The 14,730-nt window shown below is 72.1% G+C and carries 17 protein-coding genes; 13 read left to right on the top strand and 4 right to left on the bottom strand.

The window, feature by feature from the left end; genetic code table 11:
* Positions 1–138: 138 nt before the first annotated feature.
* Positions 139–459 (bottom strand): hypothetical protein, encoded by a 321-nt coding sequence (locus BLU42_RS18550; protein WP_091077936.1) that lies wholly within the window; start codon positions 457–459, stop codon positions 139–141.
* A gap of 46 nt (positions 460–505) precedes the next feature.
* Positions 506–1,363: a phosphotransferase gene (locus BLU42_RS18545; protein WP_157720086.1), complete on the bottom strand. Its 858-nt coding sequence runs from the start codon at positions 1,361–1,363 to the stop codon at positions 506–508.
* 145 nt (positions 1,364–1,508) lie between these two features.
* Between BLU42_RS18545 and BLU42_RS18540 the strand changes: the two genes are divergently transcribed.
* The 13 genes from BLU42_RS18540 (at position 1,509) to BLU42_RS18480 (ending at position 12,876) form a co-directional block, all read left to right on the top strand.
* Complete coding sequence (locus BLU42_RS18540; protein ID WP_231918292.1) at positions 1,509–2,363, top strand: nitrilase-related carbon-nitrogen hydrolase; 855 nt, start codon at positions 1,509–1,511, stop codon at positions 2,361–2,363.
* Between the two features lie 130 nt (positions 2,364–2,493).
* The gene (hydA, locus tag BLU42_RS18535; protein ID WP_091077924.1) at positions 2,494–3,930 is read left to right on the top strand and encodes a dihydropyrimidinase; all 1,437 of its coding nucleotides are present in this window, start codon (positions 2,494–2,496) and stop codon (positions 3,928–3,930) included.
* Positions 3,931–4,069: 139 nt separating this feature from the next.
* Positions 4,070–5,086 (top strand): TIGR03842 family LLM class F420-dependent oxidoreductase, encoded by a 1,017-nt coding sequence (locus BLU42_RS18530; RefSeq protein ID WP_091077920.1) that lies wholly within the window; start codon positions 4,070–4,072, stop codon positions 5,084–5,086.
* Entirely contained in the window at positions 5,083–5,949 is an 867-nt protein-coding gene (locus BLU42_RS18525) for an ABC transporter permease (RefSeq protein WP_091077917.1), read from the top strand. The genes BLU42_RS18530 and BLU42_RS18525 overlap by 4 nt, the downstream gene beginning before the upstream one ends.
* Positions 5,946–6,815, top strand: coding sequence for an ABC transporter ATP-binding protein (locus BLU42_RS18520; RefSeq protein WP_091077914.1), 870 nt, complete (start codon positions 5,946–5,948; stop codon positions 6,813–6,815). The genes BLU42_RS18525 and BLU42_RS18520 overlap by 4 nt, the downstream gene beginning before the upstream one ends.
* Positions 6,812–7,648 carry an ABC transporter permease gene (locus tag BLU42_RS18515; protein ID WP_091077911.1) on the top strand — a complete coding sequence of 279 codons (837 nt, stop codon included), beginning with the start codon at positions 6,812–6,814 and terminating at the stop codon, positions 7,646–7,648. The genes BLU42_RS18520 and BLU42_RS18515 overlap by 4 nt, the downstream gene beginning before the upstream one ends.
* A 32-nt stretch (positions 7,649–7,680) precedes the next feature.
* Positions 7,681–8,856 (top strand): ABC transporter substrate-binding protein, encoded by a 1,176-nt coding sequence (locus BLU42_RS18510; RefSeq protein WP_231918290.1) that lies wholly within the window; start codon positions 7,681–7,683, stop codon positions 8,854–8,856.
* A gap of 38 nt (positions 8,857–8,894) precedes the next feature.
* Entirely contained in the window at positions 8,895–9,560 is a 666-nt protein-coding gene (locus BLU42_RS18505; RefSeq protein ID WP_091077907.1) for a uracil-DNA glycosylase, read from the top strand.
* Between the two features lie 14 nt (positions 9,561–9,574).
* A complete protein-coding gene (locus BLU42_RS18500) occupies positions 9,575–10,333 on the top strand; it encodes an SDR family NAD(P)-dependent oxidoreductase (RefSeq protein WP_091077903.1) in 759 nt (252 codons plus the stop codon).
* A gap of 42 nt (positions 10,334–10,375) precedes the next feature.
* On the top strand, positions 10,376–10,600 hold the full coding sequence (locus BLU42_RS18495) for a ribbon-helix-helix domain-containing protein (protein ID WP_091077900.1): 225 nt from the start codon (positions 10,376–10,378) through the stop codon (positions 10,598–10,600).
* Entirely contained in the window at positions 10,597–10,944 is a 348-nt protein-coding gene (locus BLU42_RS18490) for a type II toxin-antitoxin system PemK/MazF family toxin (protein ID WP_091077897.1), read from the top strand. Before BLU42_RS18495 ends, BLU42_RS18490 begins: the two co-directional genes overlap by 4 nt.
* 91 nt (positions 10,945–11,035) lie before the next feature.
* Positions 11,036–12,427, top strand: coding sequence for a purine-cytosine permease family protein (locus BLU42_RS18485; protein WP_091080989.1), 1,392 nt, complete (start codon positions 11,036–11,038; stop codon positions 12,425–12,427).
* Positions 12,424–12,876, top strand: coding sequence for a nucleoside deaminase (locus BLU42_RS18480; protein WP_091077894.1), 453 nt, complete (start codon positions 12,424–12,426; stop codon positions 12,874–12,876). The genes BLU42_RS18485 and BLU42_RS18480 overlap by 4 nt, the downstream gene beginning before the upstream one ends.
* Before the next feature lie 151 nt (positions 12,877–13,027).
* Here BLU42_RS18480 and BLU42_RS18475 read toward each other — a convergent pair whose 3' ends face one another.
* Positions 13,028–13,801, bottom strand: a complete 774-nt coding sequence (locus BLU42_RS18475) for an SDR family NAD(P)-dependent oxidoreductase (protein WP_197680509.1) — start codon at positions 13,799–13,801, stop codon at positions 13,028–13,030.
* A 22-nt stretch (positions 13,802–13,823) separates the two neighbouring features.
* Positions 13,824–14,687, bottom strand: coding sequence for a helix-turn-helix transcriptional regulator (locus tag BLU42_RS18470; protein WP_091077891.1), 864 nt, complete (start codon positions 14,685–14,687; stop codon positions 13,824–13,826).
* Positions 14,688–14,730 lie beyond the last annotated feature (43 nt).

Raw genomic sequence — 14,730 nt, 5'->3', positions numbered from 1 at the left:
AGGGCCCCGTCCGCACGGAACCACCGCCCTTCGACAAGCTCAGGGATCGTGGTCGAGCCCGTATCCCTGTCCACCCCACAGTCGACGAGGCCCAGCCACGACCCCTGAGCCTGTCGAAGGGCCGGCGGACCGTACCGCTCAGGCCCGGTAGCGCGCGCCGCTGAGGCCACGCTGCTGGCCGACGGTGATCCAGTGCAGGAGCACGTCGAGCTCGAGGCGCGGCATGCTGCCGACCAGGAGGCTGGCGGCGAGGATGTCGGTCGGCAGGCCGGGGTTCACCGACCAGGCACCGATCCCGAGCCCGGCACCCTGGACGAGCAGGTCCTCGTGCCCGCTCGCCGTCCGGCGGATCACGTCGATCGAGTCGGCGATCGAGCCCTGGTCGGCGGCCAGCTGCCGGGCGGTGCCGACGAGCCGGCCGAAGAAGAGGCGTTCGGGGTCAGGTCCGTGCCGCGACATGCCCTTATTAGAACATGTGTTCGACTCGACCGGAGAGGTCGTGGACTCAGGCGTCCGGCGCCACCGTCACGCCCGCGAGGCTGAACTTGTGCCGGTGCCGCTCGGTCCAGTCCACGGCCCGCTGCTCGCGCTCGAGCTCCCCGGCGGCGATCAGCTGGACCTGCCGCGGACGCCCGAGCGCGGCCAGGTCGATCATCATCTGCACCCCGGCCTGCTGCGAGGCCACGACCGCCTCCACGAGGTCCTCGTCGAGCCGGACGCCGTACGCCTCGGCGAAGACGGCCATCCGGTGCCGCCGGCGCGGCTTACGGGCCATCCCGAGCACGCCGTGCCAGTAGCTGCGGTCGCGCAGCGGGGCGAGGTAGTGCAGGGCGTAGCCGATGTCGGTCAGGCGGGTGCCGACGGAGGCGTACTCCCAGTCGATCAGGCCGACCAGCTGCTCACCGACCGGGCGGCAGAGGTCCCAGACGAGGTTCCAGGGGCCGGGGTCGCCGTGGCAGACGAGCTCGCCGGGCAGGCTCCCGGTCCCCCGCCGGCCGTCGAACCAGACGGGCTCCTCGTCGGGCTGCCAGGCCTCGACCGTGTCGTGGTAGCGCCGCAGCAGCTGGGCGACCTCGGCGACCGCCTCGTCGGACTGGACGAGCGTGCAGGCCTCGTCGCCGGAGATGCCCTCGATGTAGCTGACGTCGTCGTGGTCGCCGACGACCCCGCCTGGCCGCGGCGCCTCGGCGAAGCCGGCCTCGGCGAGGTAGGCCAGGAGCGACTGCACCGACTCCGACCACGGGTTGCGCGGGTGGCGGACCTGGTCCCCGTGCCGCACGACGGGACGGTCCTCCCGCGCCTGGAGGACCTCGTCCCCCGGCTCCGTGCTCAGCGCCACCGACACCGCGGCAGCGTAGAGCACCGACCCGGCCTGCTCACGGTGCCTGCGGACCCTGATCCTTCTCAGTTCTTCGTCATGTGGCTGTCATCCGTTGACACGGGGCCGGAACTCCGGTGATGTTCACTTCCTCACCCCGGAAGGGGTACCCAGCGGCGGGACGGAGAGCGTGGCAGTGACCATCGTCAGAGCAGCGATCACCCAGACGACGTGGACGGGCGACAAGGACTCGATGCTCGATCTCCACGAGCGCTTCGCCCGCGAGGCGGCCGCCGACGGGGCGCAGATCATCTGCTTCCAGGAGCTCTTCTACGGGCCCTACTTCGGCATCACCGAGGACGTGAAGTACTACGACTACGCCGAGCCGGCCGACGGGCCGGTCGTGCAGCGCTTCGCCGCGCTGGCCGCCGAGCTCGGGATCGTGATGGTCCTCCCGATCTACGAGGAGGAGATCCCGGGCGTCTACTACAACACCGCCGTGGTGGTCGACGCCGACGGGACGGTCCTCGGCAAGTACCGCAAGCACCACATCCCGAACCTCGAGAAGTTCTGGGAGAAGTTCTACTTCCGCCCCGGCAACCTCGGCTACCCCGTCTTCCAGACCAAGGTCGGCCCGATCGGGGTCTACATCTGCTACGACCGCCACTTCCCGGAGGGCTGGCGCGAGCTCGGCCTCAACGGTGCGCAGATCGTCTTCAACCCCAACGCCACGAAGCCGGGCCTGTCGAACCGGCTGTGGGAGATCGAGCAGCCCGCCGCCGCGGCCGCCAACGGCTACTTCGTCGCCGCACCCAACCGCGTCGGGCGCGAGGACAACGAGTACGGCGACGAGGCGGTCACGTTCTACGGGTCGAGCCAGTTCGTCGACCCGCAGGGCAACCTGGTCGGGCCGATGGGGTCGAAGGACTCCGAGGAGGTCGTCGTCCGCGACCTCGACCTCGACATGATCCGCGAGGTCCGCAACGCCTGGCAGTTCTACCGGGACCGCCGCCCGGACTCCTACACGAGCATCCCCAAGCCGTGAGCGCGCCCGGCTTCGCGCGCGTCGCACCTCCCTCCCCCGGCGACCAGTGGTCAGGTGTGGTCGTCAGCAGGGCGGGAGAGCGACCACTGGTGACCAGTGGTCGCCACCAGGGGGAGAGGGGCGTACGGGCGTGAGCACGACACTGATCACCGGCGGCACCGTCGTCAACGCGACGGGGACCGCCCAGGCCGACGTCCTCGTCGACGGCGAGACGATCGCCGCCGTCCTGACGCCCGGCTCGCAGCTCCTCGGGACCGACCTGAAGGCCTCCGTCGACCAGGTGGTCGACGCGACGGGCAAGTACGTGATCCCGGGCGGCATCGACGCGCACACGCACATGCAGATGCCCTTCGGCGGCACCGAGGCGTCGGACACGTTCGAGACCGGGACGCGCGCCGCGGCCTGGGGCGGGACGACGAGCATCATCGACTTCGCCATCCAGCGCTCCGGCGAGCGGGTCGAGGACGGCCTCGCCGCCTGGCACGAGAAGGCGGCCGGCGAGTGCGCGGTCGACTACGGCTTCCACCAGATCGTCGGCGGCGTCGACGAGTTCTCGCTCAAGGCGATGGACTCGTTGGTCGACGAGGGCATCACGAGCTTCAAGCTGTTCATGGCCTACCCGGGCGTCTTCTACTCCGACGACGCACAGATCCTGCGCGCGATGCAGAAGTCCCGCGAGACCGGCCTGCTGACGATGATGCACGCCGAGAACGGGCCTGCGATCGACGTCCTCGCCGAGCAGCTCTACGACGCCGGCAAGACCACGCCGTACTTCCACGGCATCGCCCGCGCGTGGCAGATGGAGGAGGAGGCCACGCACCGCGCGATCATGCTGGCCGACCTCACCGGCGCCCCGCTCTACGTCGTGCACGTCAGCGCCAAGCAGGCCGTGGAGCAGCTCGCCGCGGCCCGCGACCGCGGGCAGAACGTGTTCGGCGAGACCTGCCCGCAGTACCTCTACCTGTCGCTGGAGGAGCAGCTCGGCGCCGAGGGGAAGGAGTGGGGCAGCTTCGAGGGGGCCAAGTGGGTCTGCTCGACGCCGCTGCGCTCGCGCGCCGAGGGCCACCAGGACGCCATGTGGCGCGCGCTGCGGACCAACGACCTGCAGACCGTCTCGACCGACCACTGCCCCTTCTGCATGAAGGGCCAGAAGGACATGGGCCAGGGCGACTTCCGCGCCATCCCCAACGGCATCGGCTCGATCGAGCACCGCGTCGACCTGCTCTACCAGGGCGTCGTCACCGGCGAGATCACGCTGTCGCGCTGGGTCGAGCTGATCGCCACCACCCCGGCACGGATGTTCGGCCTGTACGGGCGCAAGGGCGTCGTCCAGCCCGGCGCCGACGCCGACCTGGTCGTCTACGACCCGCAGGGCCACACCTCGATCGGACTCGGGAAGAGCCACCACATGAACATGGACTACTCGGCCTGGGAGGGCTACGAGATCGACGGCCACGTGGACTGGGTGATGTCCCGCGGCTCGGTCCTCGTGGACGGGTCCGGGTACGTGGGCTCGAAGAGCCACGGGAAGTTCCTCAAGCGCGACCTGACGCAGTACCTCGTATGACGCGAGCGATGGGCACGTACGCCACCACGATCCCTGAGCCTGTCGAAGGGCCTCGGACCGCAGAGCTCGAGAGCCCTTCGACGAGCTCAGGGAGCGTGGCCGGGCCCGCTGCCCGGGCGACGGACGGGGGGTCTGCCTCGTGAAGTTCGGGGTCGTCCTGCAGACCAACCCGCCCGCGTGGCGGACCGTCCAGCTCGCGGAGCTGGCCGAGGCGCACGGGTTCGAGTACGTGTGGACGTTCGACTCGCACCTGCTGTGGCAGGAGCCGTACGTCATCTACAGCCAGATCCTGTCGCGCACGAACCGCGTCATCGTCGGCCCGATGGTCACCAACCCGGCGACCCGGGACTGGACGGTCACCGCGTCGGTCTTCGCGACGCTGAACGAGATGTTCGGCAACCGGACCGTGTGCGGCATCGGCCGCGGCGACTCGGCGGTCCGCGTGACCAACGGCAAGCCGACGACCGTGCGCGACATGCGCGAGGCGACGCACGTCATCCGCGAGCTCGCGAACTGCCGCGCGGTCGACTACAACGGCTCGACGATCCGCTTCCCGTGGGCGACCACGTCGGAGCTCGAGGTGTGGATCGCCGCGTACGGGCCGCTCGCGCTCAAGGCGGCCGGAGAGGTCGGCGACGGCTTCATCCTGCAGCTGGCCGACGTCGACATCGCCCGCTGGATGATCGAGGCGGTCCGCACGGCGGCGAGCAACGCCGGTCGTGACCCGGATGCGCTCACCTTCTGCGTCGCCGCGCCCGCGTACGTGGGGACCGACCTGCCGCACATGCGCGACCAGAGCCGCTGGTTCGGCGGGATGGTCGGCAACCACGTCGCCGACATCGTCGCCAAGTACGGCGCCGAGAGCTCCGTCCCGCACGCGCTGACCGACTACATCAAGGCGCGCGAGGGCTACGACTACAACGAGCACGGCCGCGCGGGGAACACCCACACGGCCTTCGTGCCCGACGAGATCGTCGACCGCTTCTGCCTGCTCGGGACCGCGGACGACCACATCGCCAAGCTCGGTGAGCTGAAGGCGCTCGGCGTCGACCAGTTCTCGGTCTACCTCCAGCACGACAACAAGGAGGAGACGCTGCGCGCGTACGGCGAGACGATCATCCCGGCGCTGCGCGACTCCGTCACCGCCCGCTCGTGAGGCGCCTGCGCGGCTGGGGCCTCGGCCTGCTGGGGCTGGTCGTCCTCGGGGTGGTCTGGGAGGTCTACAAGGCCCTCGGGCCCGACGCGGGCGTCAAGCTCGGCGGCCGGCTCGTCCTGCCCCGCACCAGCGACCGGGCGATGCCGCACCTGTGGGACATCGCCTCGCGCCTCACCGAACCCGCCCTCGGCCGCTCCGGCGCCCCGCTGTGGGAGGTCGTGGGCCAGGCGTGCCTGTTCACGTTGAAGACCGCCGCGATCGGCTGGGTCGTGGGTGTGGTCGTCGGGCTGCTGCTCGCCCTGCTGATGCAGCGCTTCCGCCTGGCCGAGGCGGCCGTGCTGCCCTGGGTCGTGCTGAGCCAGACCGTCCCGCTCATCGCCATCGCCCCGCTCGTCCGGCGCTGGGGCTCGCAGGTCCAGATCGGCTCCTGGGCCTGGAGCAGCCAGGACTCGGTCGCGGTGATCGCGGCCTACCTGGCCTTCTTCCCCGTCGCCGTCGGCATGCTGCGCGGTCTCGGCGCGCCCGACGCGACGCACCTCGACCTGATGCGCACGTACGGCGTCGGCTGGCGCACCACCCTGCTGCGGCTCCGGCTGCCGGCCAGCGTGCCCTTCCTGCTGCCGGCGCTGCGCCTCGCCGCGGCCGCCGCCGTCATCGGCACCGTGGTCGCCGAGGTCTCCATCGGCCTGCGGGGCGGCATCGGCCGGCTCGTCATCGAGTACGCCCAGGCCGCCGGCGGCGACCCGGCCAAGCCGTGGGCGCCGATCGTCGGCGCGATCGTGGTCGGCCTCGTGGCCGCCGCGTTCGTCGCGCTGCTCGGCGTCTTCCTGAAGACCTATCGACGAGGAGAGGTGGGCGCGTGAGCAGCCCGACGGAGACCCGGGCGAGCACCGCCCTTCGACAGGCTCAGGGGTCGGAGGCGGCGGGCACCACGCCCGCCGTGCACGTCGCCGGGCTCGACCGGGAGTTCCGGAGCAAGCAGGGCAGCGTCACCGCGCTCAGCGGGGTCGACCTCGACGTCGCGCCCGGCGAGTTCGTGTCGCTCATCGGCCCGAGCGGCTGCGGCAAGAGCACCCTGCTGCGCCTCGTCGGCGACCTCGACCAGCCGACGGCCGGGACGCTGGAGGTGTTCGGCAAGAGCGCCAGGCAGGCCCGCCTCGACCAGGACTACGGCATCGCCTTCCAGCAGGCCGGGCTGCTGCCCTGGCGCACCGTCGCCAAGAACATCGAGCTGCCGCTCGCGCTGCACAAGGTGGGCAAGGCCGAGCGCGCGGCGCGGGTCTCGGAGCTGGTCGAGCTCATCGGGCTCGGGGAGTTCGCGGACTCCTACCCCGACCAGCTCTCCGGAGGCATGCAGCAGCGCGTGGCCATCGCCCGCGCGCTCGCCGAGCGGCCGCGGCTGCTGCTCATGGACGAGCCCTTCGGCGCGCTCGACGAGATGACGCGCGAGCGCATGCAGAACGAGCTCGCCCGGATCAGCGCCGAGACGGGCGCGGCCGTCGTCTTCGTCACCCACTCCATCCCCGAGGCGGTCTTCCTCTCCGACCGCGTCGTCGTCATGTCACCGCGGCCGGGCCGGATCGTCCAGGTCGTGCCCGTACGGCTGCCCGGCGAGGCGCGCGACGACTCCGTGCGCGAGGACCGGGCCTTCTTCGACGCCGTGGCCGCGGTGCGCGAGGCGCTGCACGGCGCCCCGCCGCCGGTCGCGCGCGGGGTGGAGAACCGGTGACCACCACCGCCGCGGAGGCGCCCGCCCCGGTCGACGGCGTCCCCGCCGGGTCGCCGACCGTCCCGAGCCGCGTCCTCGCGCCGGGCACCTCGGTCCGGACCGTCGTCGCGCCGCTCGTCTTCGGCGCCGTGGTCATCGGCCTGTGGCAGGTGCTGGTCACCGCGCTCGACATCGACCCGTACGTCGTCCCGGCGCCGTCGGCGATCCTCGCCGAGGTCGTCGACAACCTCGGCTCGGTGACCTCCGGCGCCGTCCACACCGGCCTCAACGCGCTGCTCGGGCTCGTGATCGGCACGCTCGTCGCCGTCGTGGCCGCCGTCCTGGCCAGCGTGGTCAGGGTCCTCGACGCGCTCGCCGCACCCGTCGTCGCCGCGCTGTCGGTGATGCCGATCGTCGCGCTCGCCCCGGTGCTCTACACGCTCTACGGCGCGAGCGTCGAGACCGCGCGGGTGCTCGTCGCCGCCCTCGCCGTGCTGATCCCCGTCTACGTGAACACGCTCCGCGGCCTGCGCCAGACCAAGGCCGTGCACCGCGACCTGATGCGGGCGTACGCGGCGACCCCGGCGCAGCAGCAGTGGGCGCTCACCCTGCCGACGGCCGCGCCGTACCTGTTCACGGGCCTGCGGATCGCCTCGTCGCTGGCCGTGATCTCCGCGCTCGTCGCGGAGTACTTCGGCGGCCCGATCGGCGGGCTCGGCAAGTCGATCACCTCCGCCGCGTCCTCCAGCAACTACCCGCTGGCCTGGGCGTACGTGCTCGGCGCCATCGTGCTCGGCCTCGTCTTCTACTGCGTCGCGCTCGCCGTCGAGCGCCTCGCGACCCGTCACCGCTGACACCGACCCACACCTGCCAGAAGGAGGAGCCCATGGGCTCACCGAAGATCACCCGCCGCGCGATGCTCGGCCGGACCGGGCTGGCGGCGGCCGCCGTCGGTCTCACCCTCGCCGGCTGCGGCTCCTCCGGCGACGCCAGCCCCGGCGCCGACGCCTCGAGCGGCGGCGGAGCCTCGCTGACGCCGGTCAAGCTGCAGCTGCAGTGGGTCGCGCAGGCGCAGTTCGCCGGCTACTACGCCGCGTTGGACCAGGGCTTCTACAAGGACGCCGGGCTCGACGTGAGCATCCTCGAGGGCGGGCCCGACATCGTGCCGCAGGACGTGCTCTCCGCCGGCGACGTCGACTACGCCATCTCCTGGGTGCCCAAGGTGCTCGGCTCGATCGAGAAGGGCGCCAAGATCACCAACGTCGCCCAGATCTTCGAGCGCAGCGGGACGACGCAGATCTCGTTCAAGGACAAGAACATCACCAGCCCCGCGGACCTCAAGGGCAAGAACGTCGGCAGCTGGGGCTACGGCAACGAGTGGGAGCTCTTCGCCGGCATGCAGAAGGCCGGGGTCGAGGTCGGCGACATCAAGCTGGTGCAGCAGGCCTTCGACATGAACGGCTTCCTCGCCGGCGACATCGACGCGGCGCAGGCGATGACCTACAACGAGTACGCCCAGGTGCTGGAGTCGGAGAACCCGGCGACCGGGCAGCTCTTCACCCCGGCCGACCTCAACGTGATCAGCTGGAACGACGTCGGCACGAACATGCTGCAGGACGCGATCTGGGCCAACTCGGACAAGCTGGGCAGCGACGCCGCCTACCAGGACCAGACGACGCGCTTCATCAAGGCGTCGATCAAGGGCTGGGTGTACGCCCGGGACAACCCGCAGCCGGCGGCCGACATCGTGACGAACGCGGGTTCGCAGCTCGGCAAGAGCCACCAGCTGTGGCAGACCAACGAGGTCAACAAGCTGATCTGGCCGTCGGCGAGCGGCGGCATCGGCATGATCAGCGACGACGCCTGGACCCGGACGGTCGGCATCGCCAAGGGCACCAAGAACGAGACCGGCGCGACGATCATCAGCGCCGACCCGCCCGCGACGGCCAAGAGCACGACCTACGTCGAGAAGGCGCTCACCGAGCTCAAGGCCGAGGGCGTCGACGTCGAGGGCAAGGGCTTCACGCCGGCGACGGTGACCCTCGAGCAGGGCGGCGCCTGACGAGCTTCTCGCCATCTGACCACCTCTACGGTGGTCAGATGGCGGAAAGCTCGGCCGAGCCGCGGGCCCACCGCGACGCGGCCTTCCTCGCGGCCAAGCGGGCGCGGCTCGACGAACCGCACGTCGCCGGTCTGAACGCCCTCGCCGCGCAGGTCGAGCGCAGCACGCGGCGCCCGGCGCCGCGGGTCGACCCGGACTCGGGCGGCACCGCGGCCCGGGTGCTCCTGCTGCTGGAGACGCCGTCGGTCGCCGGGACGTACGGCTCCGGGCTCATCTCGCTGGACAACGACGACGCCACCGCCGCGAACCTCCTCCGCGCGGTGCAGGAGGCCGGGCTCCCCCGCGAGGAGCTGGTCGTCTGGAACGCCGTGCCGTGGTTCGTCGGGACGCGCGAGCGCGGCATCACGCCCTCCGCGGCCGAGCTGCGGCTGGGGCGCACCTGGCTGCTGCCCTTCCTGACCCTGCTCCCCCGCCTCGAGGTCGTCGTCGCGCTCGGGCGCAGCGCGCAGGCCGCGGTCACCCACCTGTCGACGGCGACCCCGGAGCTCGGCGGGCGCCGGTTCACGGTGCTGCTCGCGCCGCACCCCAGCCAGCGCGTCTACAACCGGCCCGGCTTCGAGGGCCGCGCGCGCGTGCACGCGGCGCTCGCCGGGGCGGCGGCCGCTCTCCGACCCGACGGTCCCGGGGCGGGCGAGGCCCGCTGACGCAGGATGGCTGCATGGCGACCATCTGCATCACCGGCGCGACCGACGGCATCGGCCTCGCGACCACCGAACGGCTCCTCGCGGCCGGCCACCGCGTCCTCGTCCACGCCCGCAGCGAGGAGCGCGGCCGGGCGGTCGTGGACCGCCTCGGGGGTGACGCTGTCTTGGTCACCGGCGACCTCTCCTCGCTCGCCGAGGTCGAGGCCCTGGCGACGCAGGTCCGCGAGCAGGGCCCGCTCGACGTGCTGGTCAACAACGCCGGCGTGTGGGTCCGCGGGAGCACCCCGCCCACGAGCGCCGACGGCTTCGAGACGACCTTCGCGGTCAACGTGCTCGCCGCGCACCTGCTCACCGCCCGCCTGGCCGACCACCTCGGCGACCGGGTGGTCTTCCTCGGCTCGGGCATGGCCGGCAGCGGCCACCCGGACCCGTCCGACCCGGGCGCGAGGACCGACCCGAGTCGCGCGTACTCCGACAGCAAGGCGAGCGACGTGCTGCTCGCGAACGCCTGGGGACGGCGCCTGAGCGCTGCGGGCCCGGTCGGCTCCGCCGTCGTCGACCCCGGCTGGGTCAAGACCAAGCTCGCCTCCGCCGGCGCGCCCGGGACGGTCGACACCTCGGCCGACTCGCTGACCTACCTCTGCACCGAGGCCGACCTCGGCCAGGGCCTCTACTGGCGCGGCCGCCGCACGATCACCGTCCCCAAGCACCTGCGCGACGACGCGTACGCCGACGCCCTCGCCGCGACGTGCGACCGCCTGGCGGGGGTATGACCACGGGTATGACCTGCGGGCGAATCCGGTAGCATCGGCAGGGTGAAGATCAGCGTCAGCCTCCCGAGCGTCGATGTCGAGCTGCTCGACTCCTACGCGCACTCGCATTCCTTCGCGTCGCGGTCTGCCGCGCTCCAGCACGCCATCGAGCTCCTGCGGCAGTCGGAGCTGTCGGACGCCTACGAGGAGGCGTGGGACGAGTGGGACAGCAGCGGTGAGGCGGCGCTCTGGGAGCCCGTCGTCGCTGACGGGCTGCAGCCTCGGTGAGGCGGGGCGAGATCCGGGTCGCCGACCTCGAGCCGGTGCGAGGCTCGGAGGCGAGCAAGCGACGCCCGGTGGTCATCGTCAGCAACGACGCGGCTAACCGTCGTGCCGAGGCTCTGGGCCGCGGCGTGATCACTGTCGTTCCCCTGACGTCGAACGTCACGCGCGTCCTGCCGTTCCAGCTGCTCGTCCCGCCGGACGAGTCCGGGCTCTCGAGGCCCTCGAAGGCGCAAGCCGAGCAGGTTCGGTCGATCGCCGTCGAACGTCTGGGTGCCCGGGTGGGGCGGCTTCCGGCCGCATCGATGGAGTCGCTCGACGCAGCCCTACGCCTTCACCTCCAGCTGTAAGGGGCTGACCTGTCGCAGCCGGCCCGACCGTAAAGGACCCGTAACCGGACGCGCCTGGTCGCAGGGTGTGCATAGGGCGAGAATGCGCACCATGGCGGTCACCGACCCGGACATCACGCAGGCCCAGCTCGCGTACGGCACGAAGGTCGTGGCCGTCGAGCCCGGCGGCGTCGAGCCGATCCCCGAGGGCGAACGGCACGGGCGGCCGGTCCAGCTGCTGTGGACCTGGGCCTCGCCGAACTTCGAGTTCGCGACCATCGCCGTCGGCATCCTCAGCGTGCTCGCGTTCGGGCTGACCTTCTACCAGGCCGTCGGCGCCATCGTGCTGGGCACGCTGCTCGGCTCGGTCTCGCTCGGCGTGCTGTCGACGTGGGGCCCGCGCGAGGGCCTCGCGCAGATGGTGCTGAGCCGGACCGCGTTCGGTTACCGCGGCAACGTCCTGCCCGCCGGGCTCAACGCCCTGACCGCCGGCATCGGCTGGTTCGCGGTCAACAGCATCAGCGGCGCGCTCGCCCTCAACGCGCTGACCGGGCTGCCGGCCTTCGTCTCGCTCGTCATCGTCGTGGCCGCGCAGCTGGTTGTGGCCTTCTTCGGCCACAACCTCGTGCACGCCTTCGAGCGCTACGCCTTCCCGGTGCTCGCGATCATCTTCGTGGTCGGGTCGGTCATCGTCCTCTCGCAGGCGAACCCGGGAGCGCCCGCGATGGACGGACCGCCGCCGCTGGGCGGGTTCCTGATCACCGCCGGTGCCGCCTTCGGCTACGCCGCCGGCTGGAACCCGTACTCCTCCGACTACACCCGCTACCTGCCGAAGAGCACCCGCAAGCTGCCGATCGCGCTCTTTGCCGGGCTGGGGTGCTTCCTCTCCTGCTGCCTGCTCGAGATCGCCGGCGCCGCCGTCGTCACCGCGGGGCAGACCGCCGTGAACCCGTCGTCGTTCACCGCGCTGCTGCCGCACTGGCTCGGCCAGCTCACCCTGCTCGCCGTCTGCCTCGGCGCCGTGGCCGCCAACGTCCTGAACGTCTACTCCGGCGCCATGTCCTTCATGGCCCTCGGGGTCAGGATCGCGCTCAAGCAGGCCCGGGCGATCGTCGCCGTGGTGTTCGGGATCCTCGGGCTGGTCGTCGCGAGCTTCGGGCTGCAGAACGCCGGCGCCAGCTACGAGGCGTTCCTGCTCGTGATCGCGTACTGGATCGCCCCCTGGCTCGGGGTCGTCTACGCCGACCGCCTGCTGCGCCGCGGCCAGGAGATCGCCGTGATCGCGCAGGACCGCGGGCACCGCAACCTCGCCGGCGTCGTCGCGATGGCCCTCGGGCTGGTCATCTCGATCCCGCTGTTCTCCAACCAGGAGCTGTACGAGGGCCCGGTCCCCACGGCCAACGCGAACGCCGGCGACCTGACGGCCCTGGTCGGGTTCGTCGTGGCGGCGCTCGCGTACGGGGTGCTGTTCCGGGTGCTCGGTCGCCGTAGGGTCGCGGCATGACCCGCCCGGACGACCGCCAGCTGCTCGCCGTCGCGATCGAGGAGGCCCGGGCCGGGCTGGCCGAGGGCGGGATCCCCATCGGCGCGGCGCTGTTCGACGCCGACGGACAGCTGCTCGGGCGCGGCCACAACCGGCGGGTCCAGGACGACGACCCGTCGGTGCACGGGGAGACGGACGCGTTCCGTCGCGCCGGGCGCCAGCGCAGCTATCGCGGCACGACGATGGTGACGACGCTGTCGCCGTGCTGGTTCTGCAGCGGTCTTGTGCGGCAGTTCGGCATCACCCGGCTCGTCGTCGGCGAGGCCCAGACCTTCCACGGCGGCCACGACTGGCTCGCCGAGAACGGCGTCGAGGTCGTCGTCCTCGACGACGAGTCCTGCGTGGCGATGATGACCGACTTCATCGCCGCCCACCCCGCGCTGTGGAACGAGGACATCGGCGAGGAGTGAGCGAGAACGTCGCTGTGCCCGACCTCAGCCGGTGCGAGCGCCGGCGCGTTGAGGAGGAGGGCATGACGACACGCTTTTCGTCGTCATGCCCGACGACGAAAGCGCCGGACCAGAGCGAGCGCCGCGTCCGAGCGGAGCGAGGACAGACGATTCAGTGGAACTGACCGGTCGCCGCCGTCGTGCCGCCGTCGACGGGGAGGACGGCGCCGGTGATGTACGCGGCGTCCGGGCTGGCCAGGAACAGCACGGCCCGCGCCACGTCCTCGGGCTGGCCGGGGCGGCCGAGGGTGACGCGGTTCGCCAGGCCCTCCTCGAAGCCTGGCTGCTGCAGCGCGCCCTCGGTGATCCGGGTGACGGTGAAGGCGGGCGCGACCATGTTGACCCGGACGCCGTCCGGCCCGAGGTCGAGGGCCAGGGACTGCAGCATCGTCTTGCCGGCACCCTTGGTCGCGTTGTACGCGAACTGGCCCCAGTCGCCGCGCAGGGCCGAGACCGATGAGACCGCGACGACGTTCCCGCCGGAGCTCTTGAGGTGCGGGACCGTCACCTGCAGCACGTGGAACAGCCCGTCGACGTTCACCGACTGCAGCTGGCGCCACTGCTCCTCGGTCAGGTCGAGCAGTCCGCCGTTCTCGTAGACGGCGGCGTTCGGCACGACGACGTCGAGGTGGCCGAAGCGCTCCACCGTCTGCGCCACGGCGGCCTCGACATCCGCGCGCGCGGACACGTCGGCCTTGACCACCAGCTTGCGCTCGTCCGGCACGCCGGCGAGCGCCTCCGCCACCGTCTCGGGGTGCCGTCCGAGCCCGACGACGCTCGCCCCCTGCTCGGCGAAGGCCTGGGCGATGGCCCGGCCGATCCCGTCGCCGGCGCCGGTCACGAGCACGACGAGGCCGTCGTAGGGGTACCTGAGTGCGCTGATCACGCCGCCACGCTAGTCGCGGGACTCACTCCGCCGGAGCGAGCTCCTGCGTCCCGACGACGGCGAGGAGGGCGAGCCGTTCGGCCGTGCCGGTGCCGGGCACGGGACGGAACAGCACGAGGTGCTGCCCCGAGGGCGGGCTGACGACGACGTCGCACTCCAGGTCGAGGCGCCCGACGCGCTCGTGGTCCAGCACCTTGCGCGTGACCCGCTTGGTGCGCACCTCCTGCAGCGCCCAGATCTCCCGGAACTCAGCGCTCGCCGCGCTCAGCCGGGCCACGAGCGCGGTGGACTCGGCGTCGGAGCCGCGACGGGCCACGGCGGCGCGCAGGTCGGCGACGTAGCCGCGGCTGAGGACCTCGCGGTCGTTCTCGGCGTACAGGCGGCGGTAGCGCTCGTCGGTGAACCAGTGCCACAGGAAGCTCGCGCCGCCCTCCCCCTCGCCGCGCACCCCCGAACCGGTGAGGGGACCGAGCAGCGCGACACCGAGCGCGTTCTGCGCGAGGACCCCCTCCAGGTCGTCGGTCACCATCGCCGGGACGCTCGGGGCGAGCGCGTCGAGGATGGTCATCAGGCCCGGGTCGGCGTAGCCGAGGGCGACGTGCGCCGGCGGCGGCTGGTGCCCCGCGAGGAGGTAGACGTGGTCGCGCTCGTCGCGGGTCAGCCGCAGCGCGCGGGCGATCGCGCCGAGCATCGAGGGCGACGGCTGCGGGCCGCGGCCCTGCTCGATGCGCTCGTAGTAGTCGGTCGACATCGTCGCCAGCAGCGCCACCTCGTCACGGCGCAGGCCGGGCGTACGCCGGCGCGGGCCGGGCACGAGGCCGACGTCCTCGGGCCGCAGCCGCTCGCGCCGCGACCGTAGGAAGTCGCCCAGCCCGTCACGGTCCACACCCCCAGCCTGCCTCCTCCGGCGTCCGCCAGCCCCGCCCTGC

Origin of the sequence: Microlunatus sagamiharensis (genome assembly GCF_900105785.1) — a bacterium.
In the GTDB taxonomy this organism is placed as follows: Bacteria; Actinomycetota; Actinomycetes; order Propionibacteriales; family Propionibacteriaceae; genus Microlunatus; species Microlunatus sagamiharensis.
The sequence above is the reverse complement of the archived record's forward strand: the minus strand, read 5'-3'. Positions and strand labels throughout refer to the sequence as shown.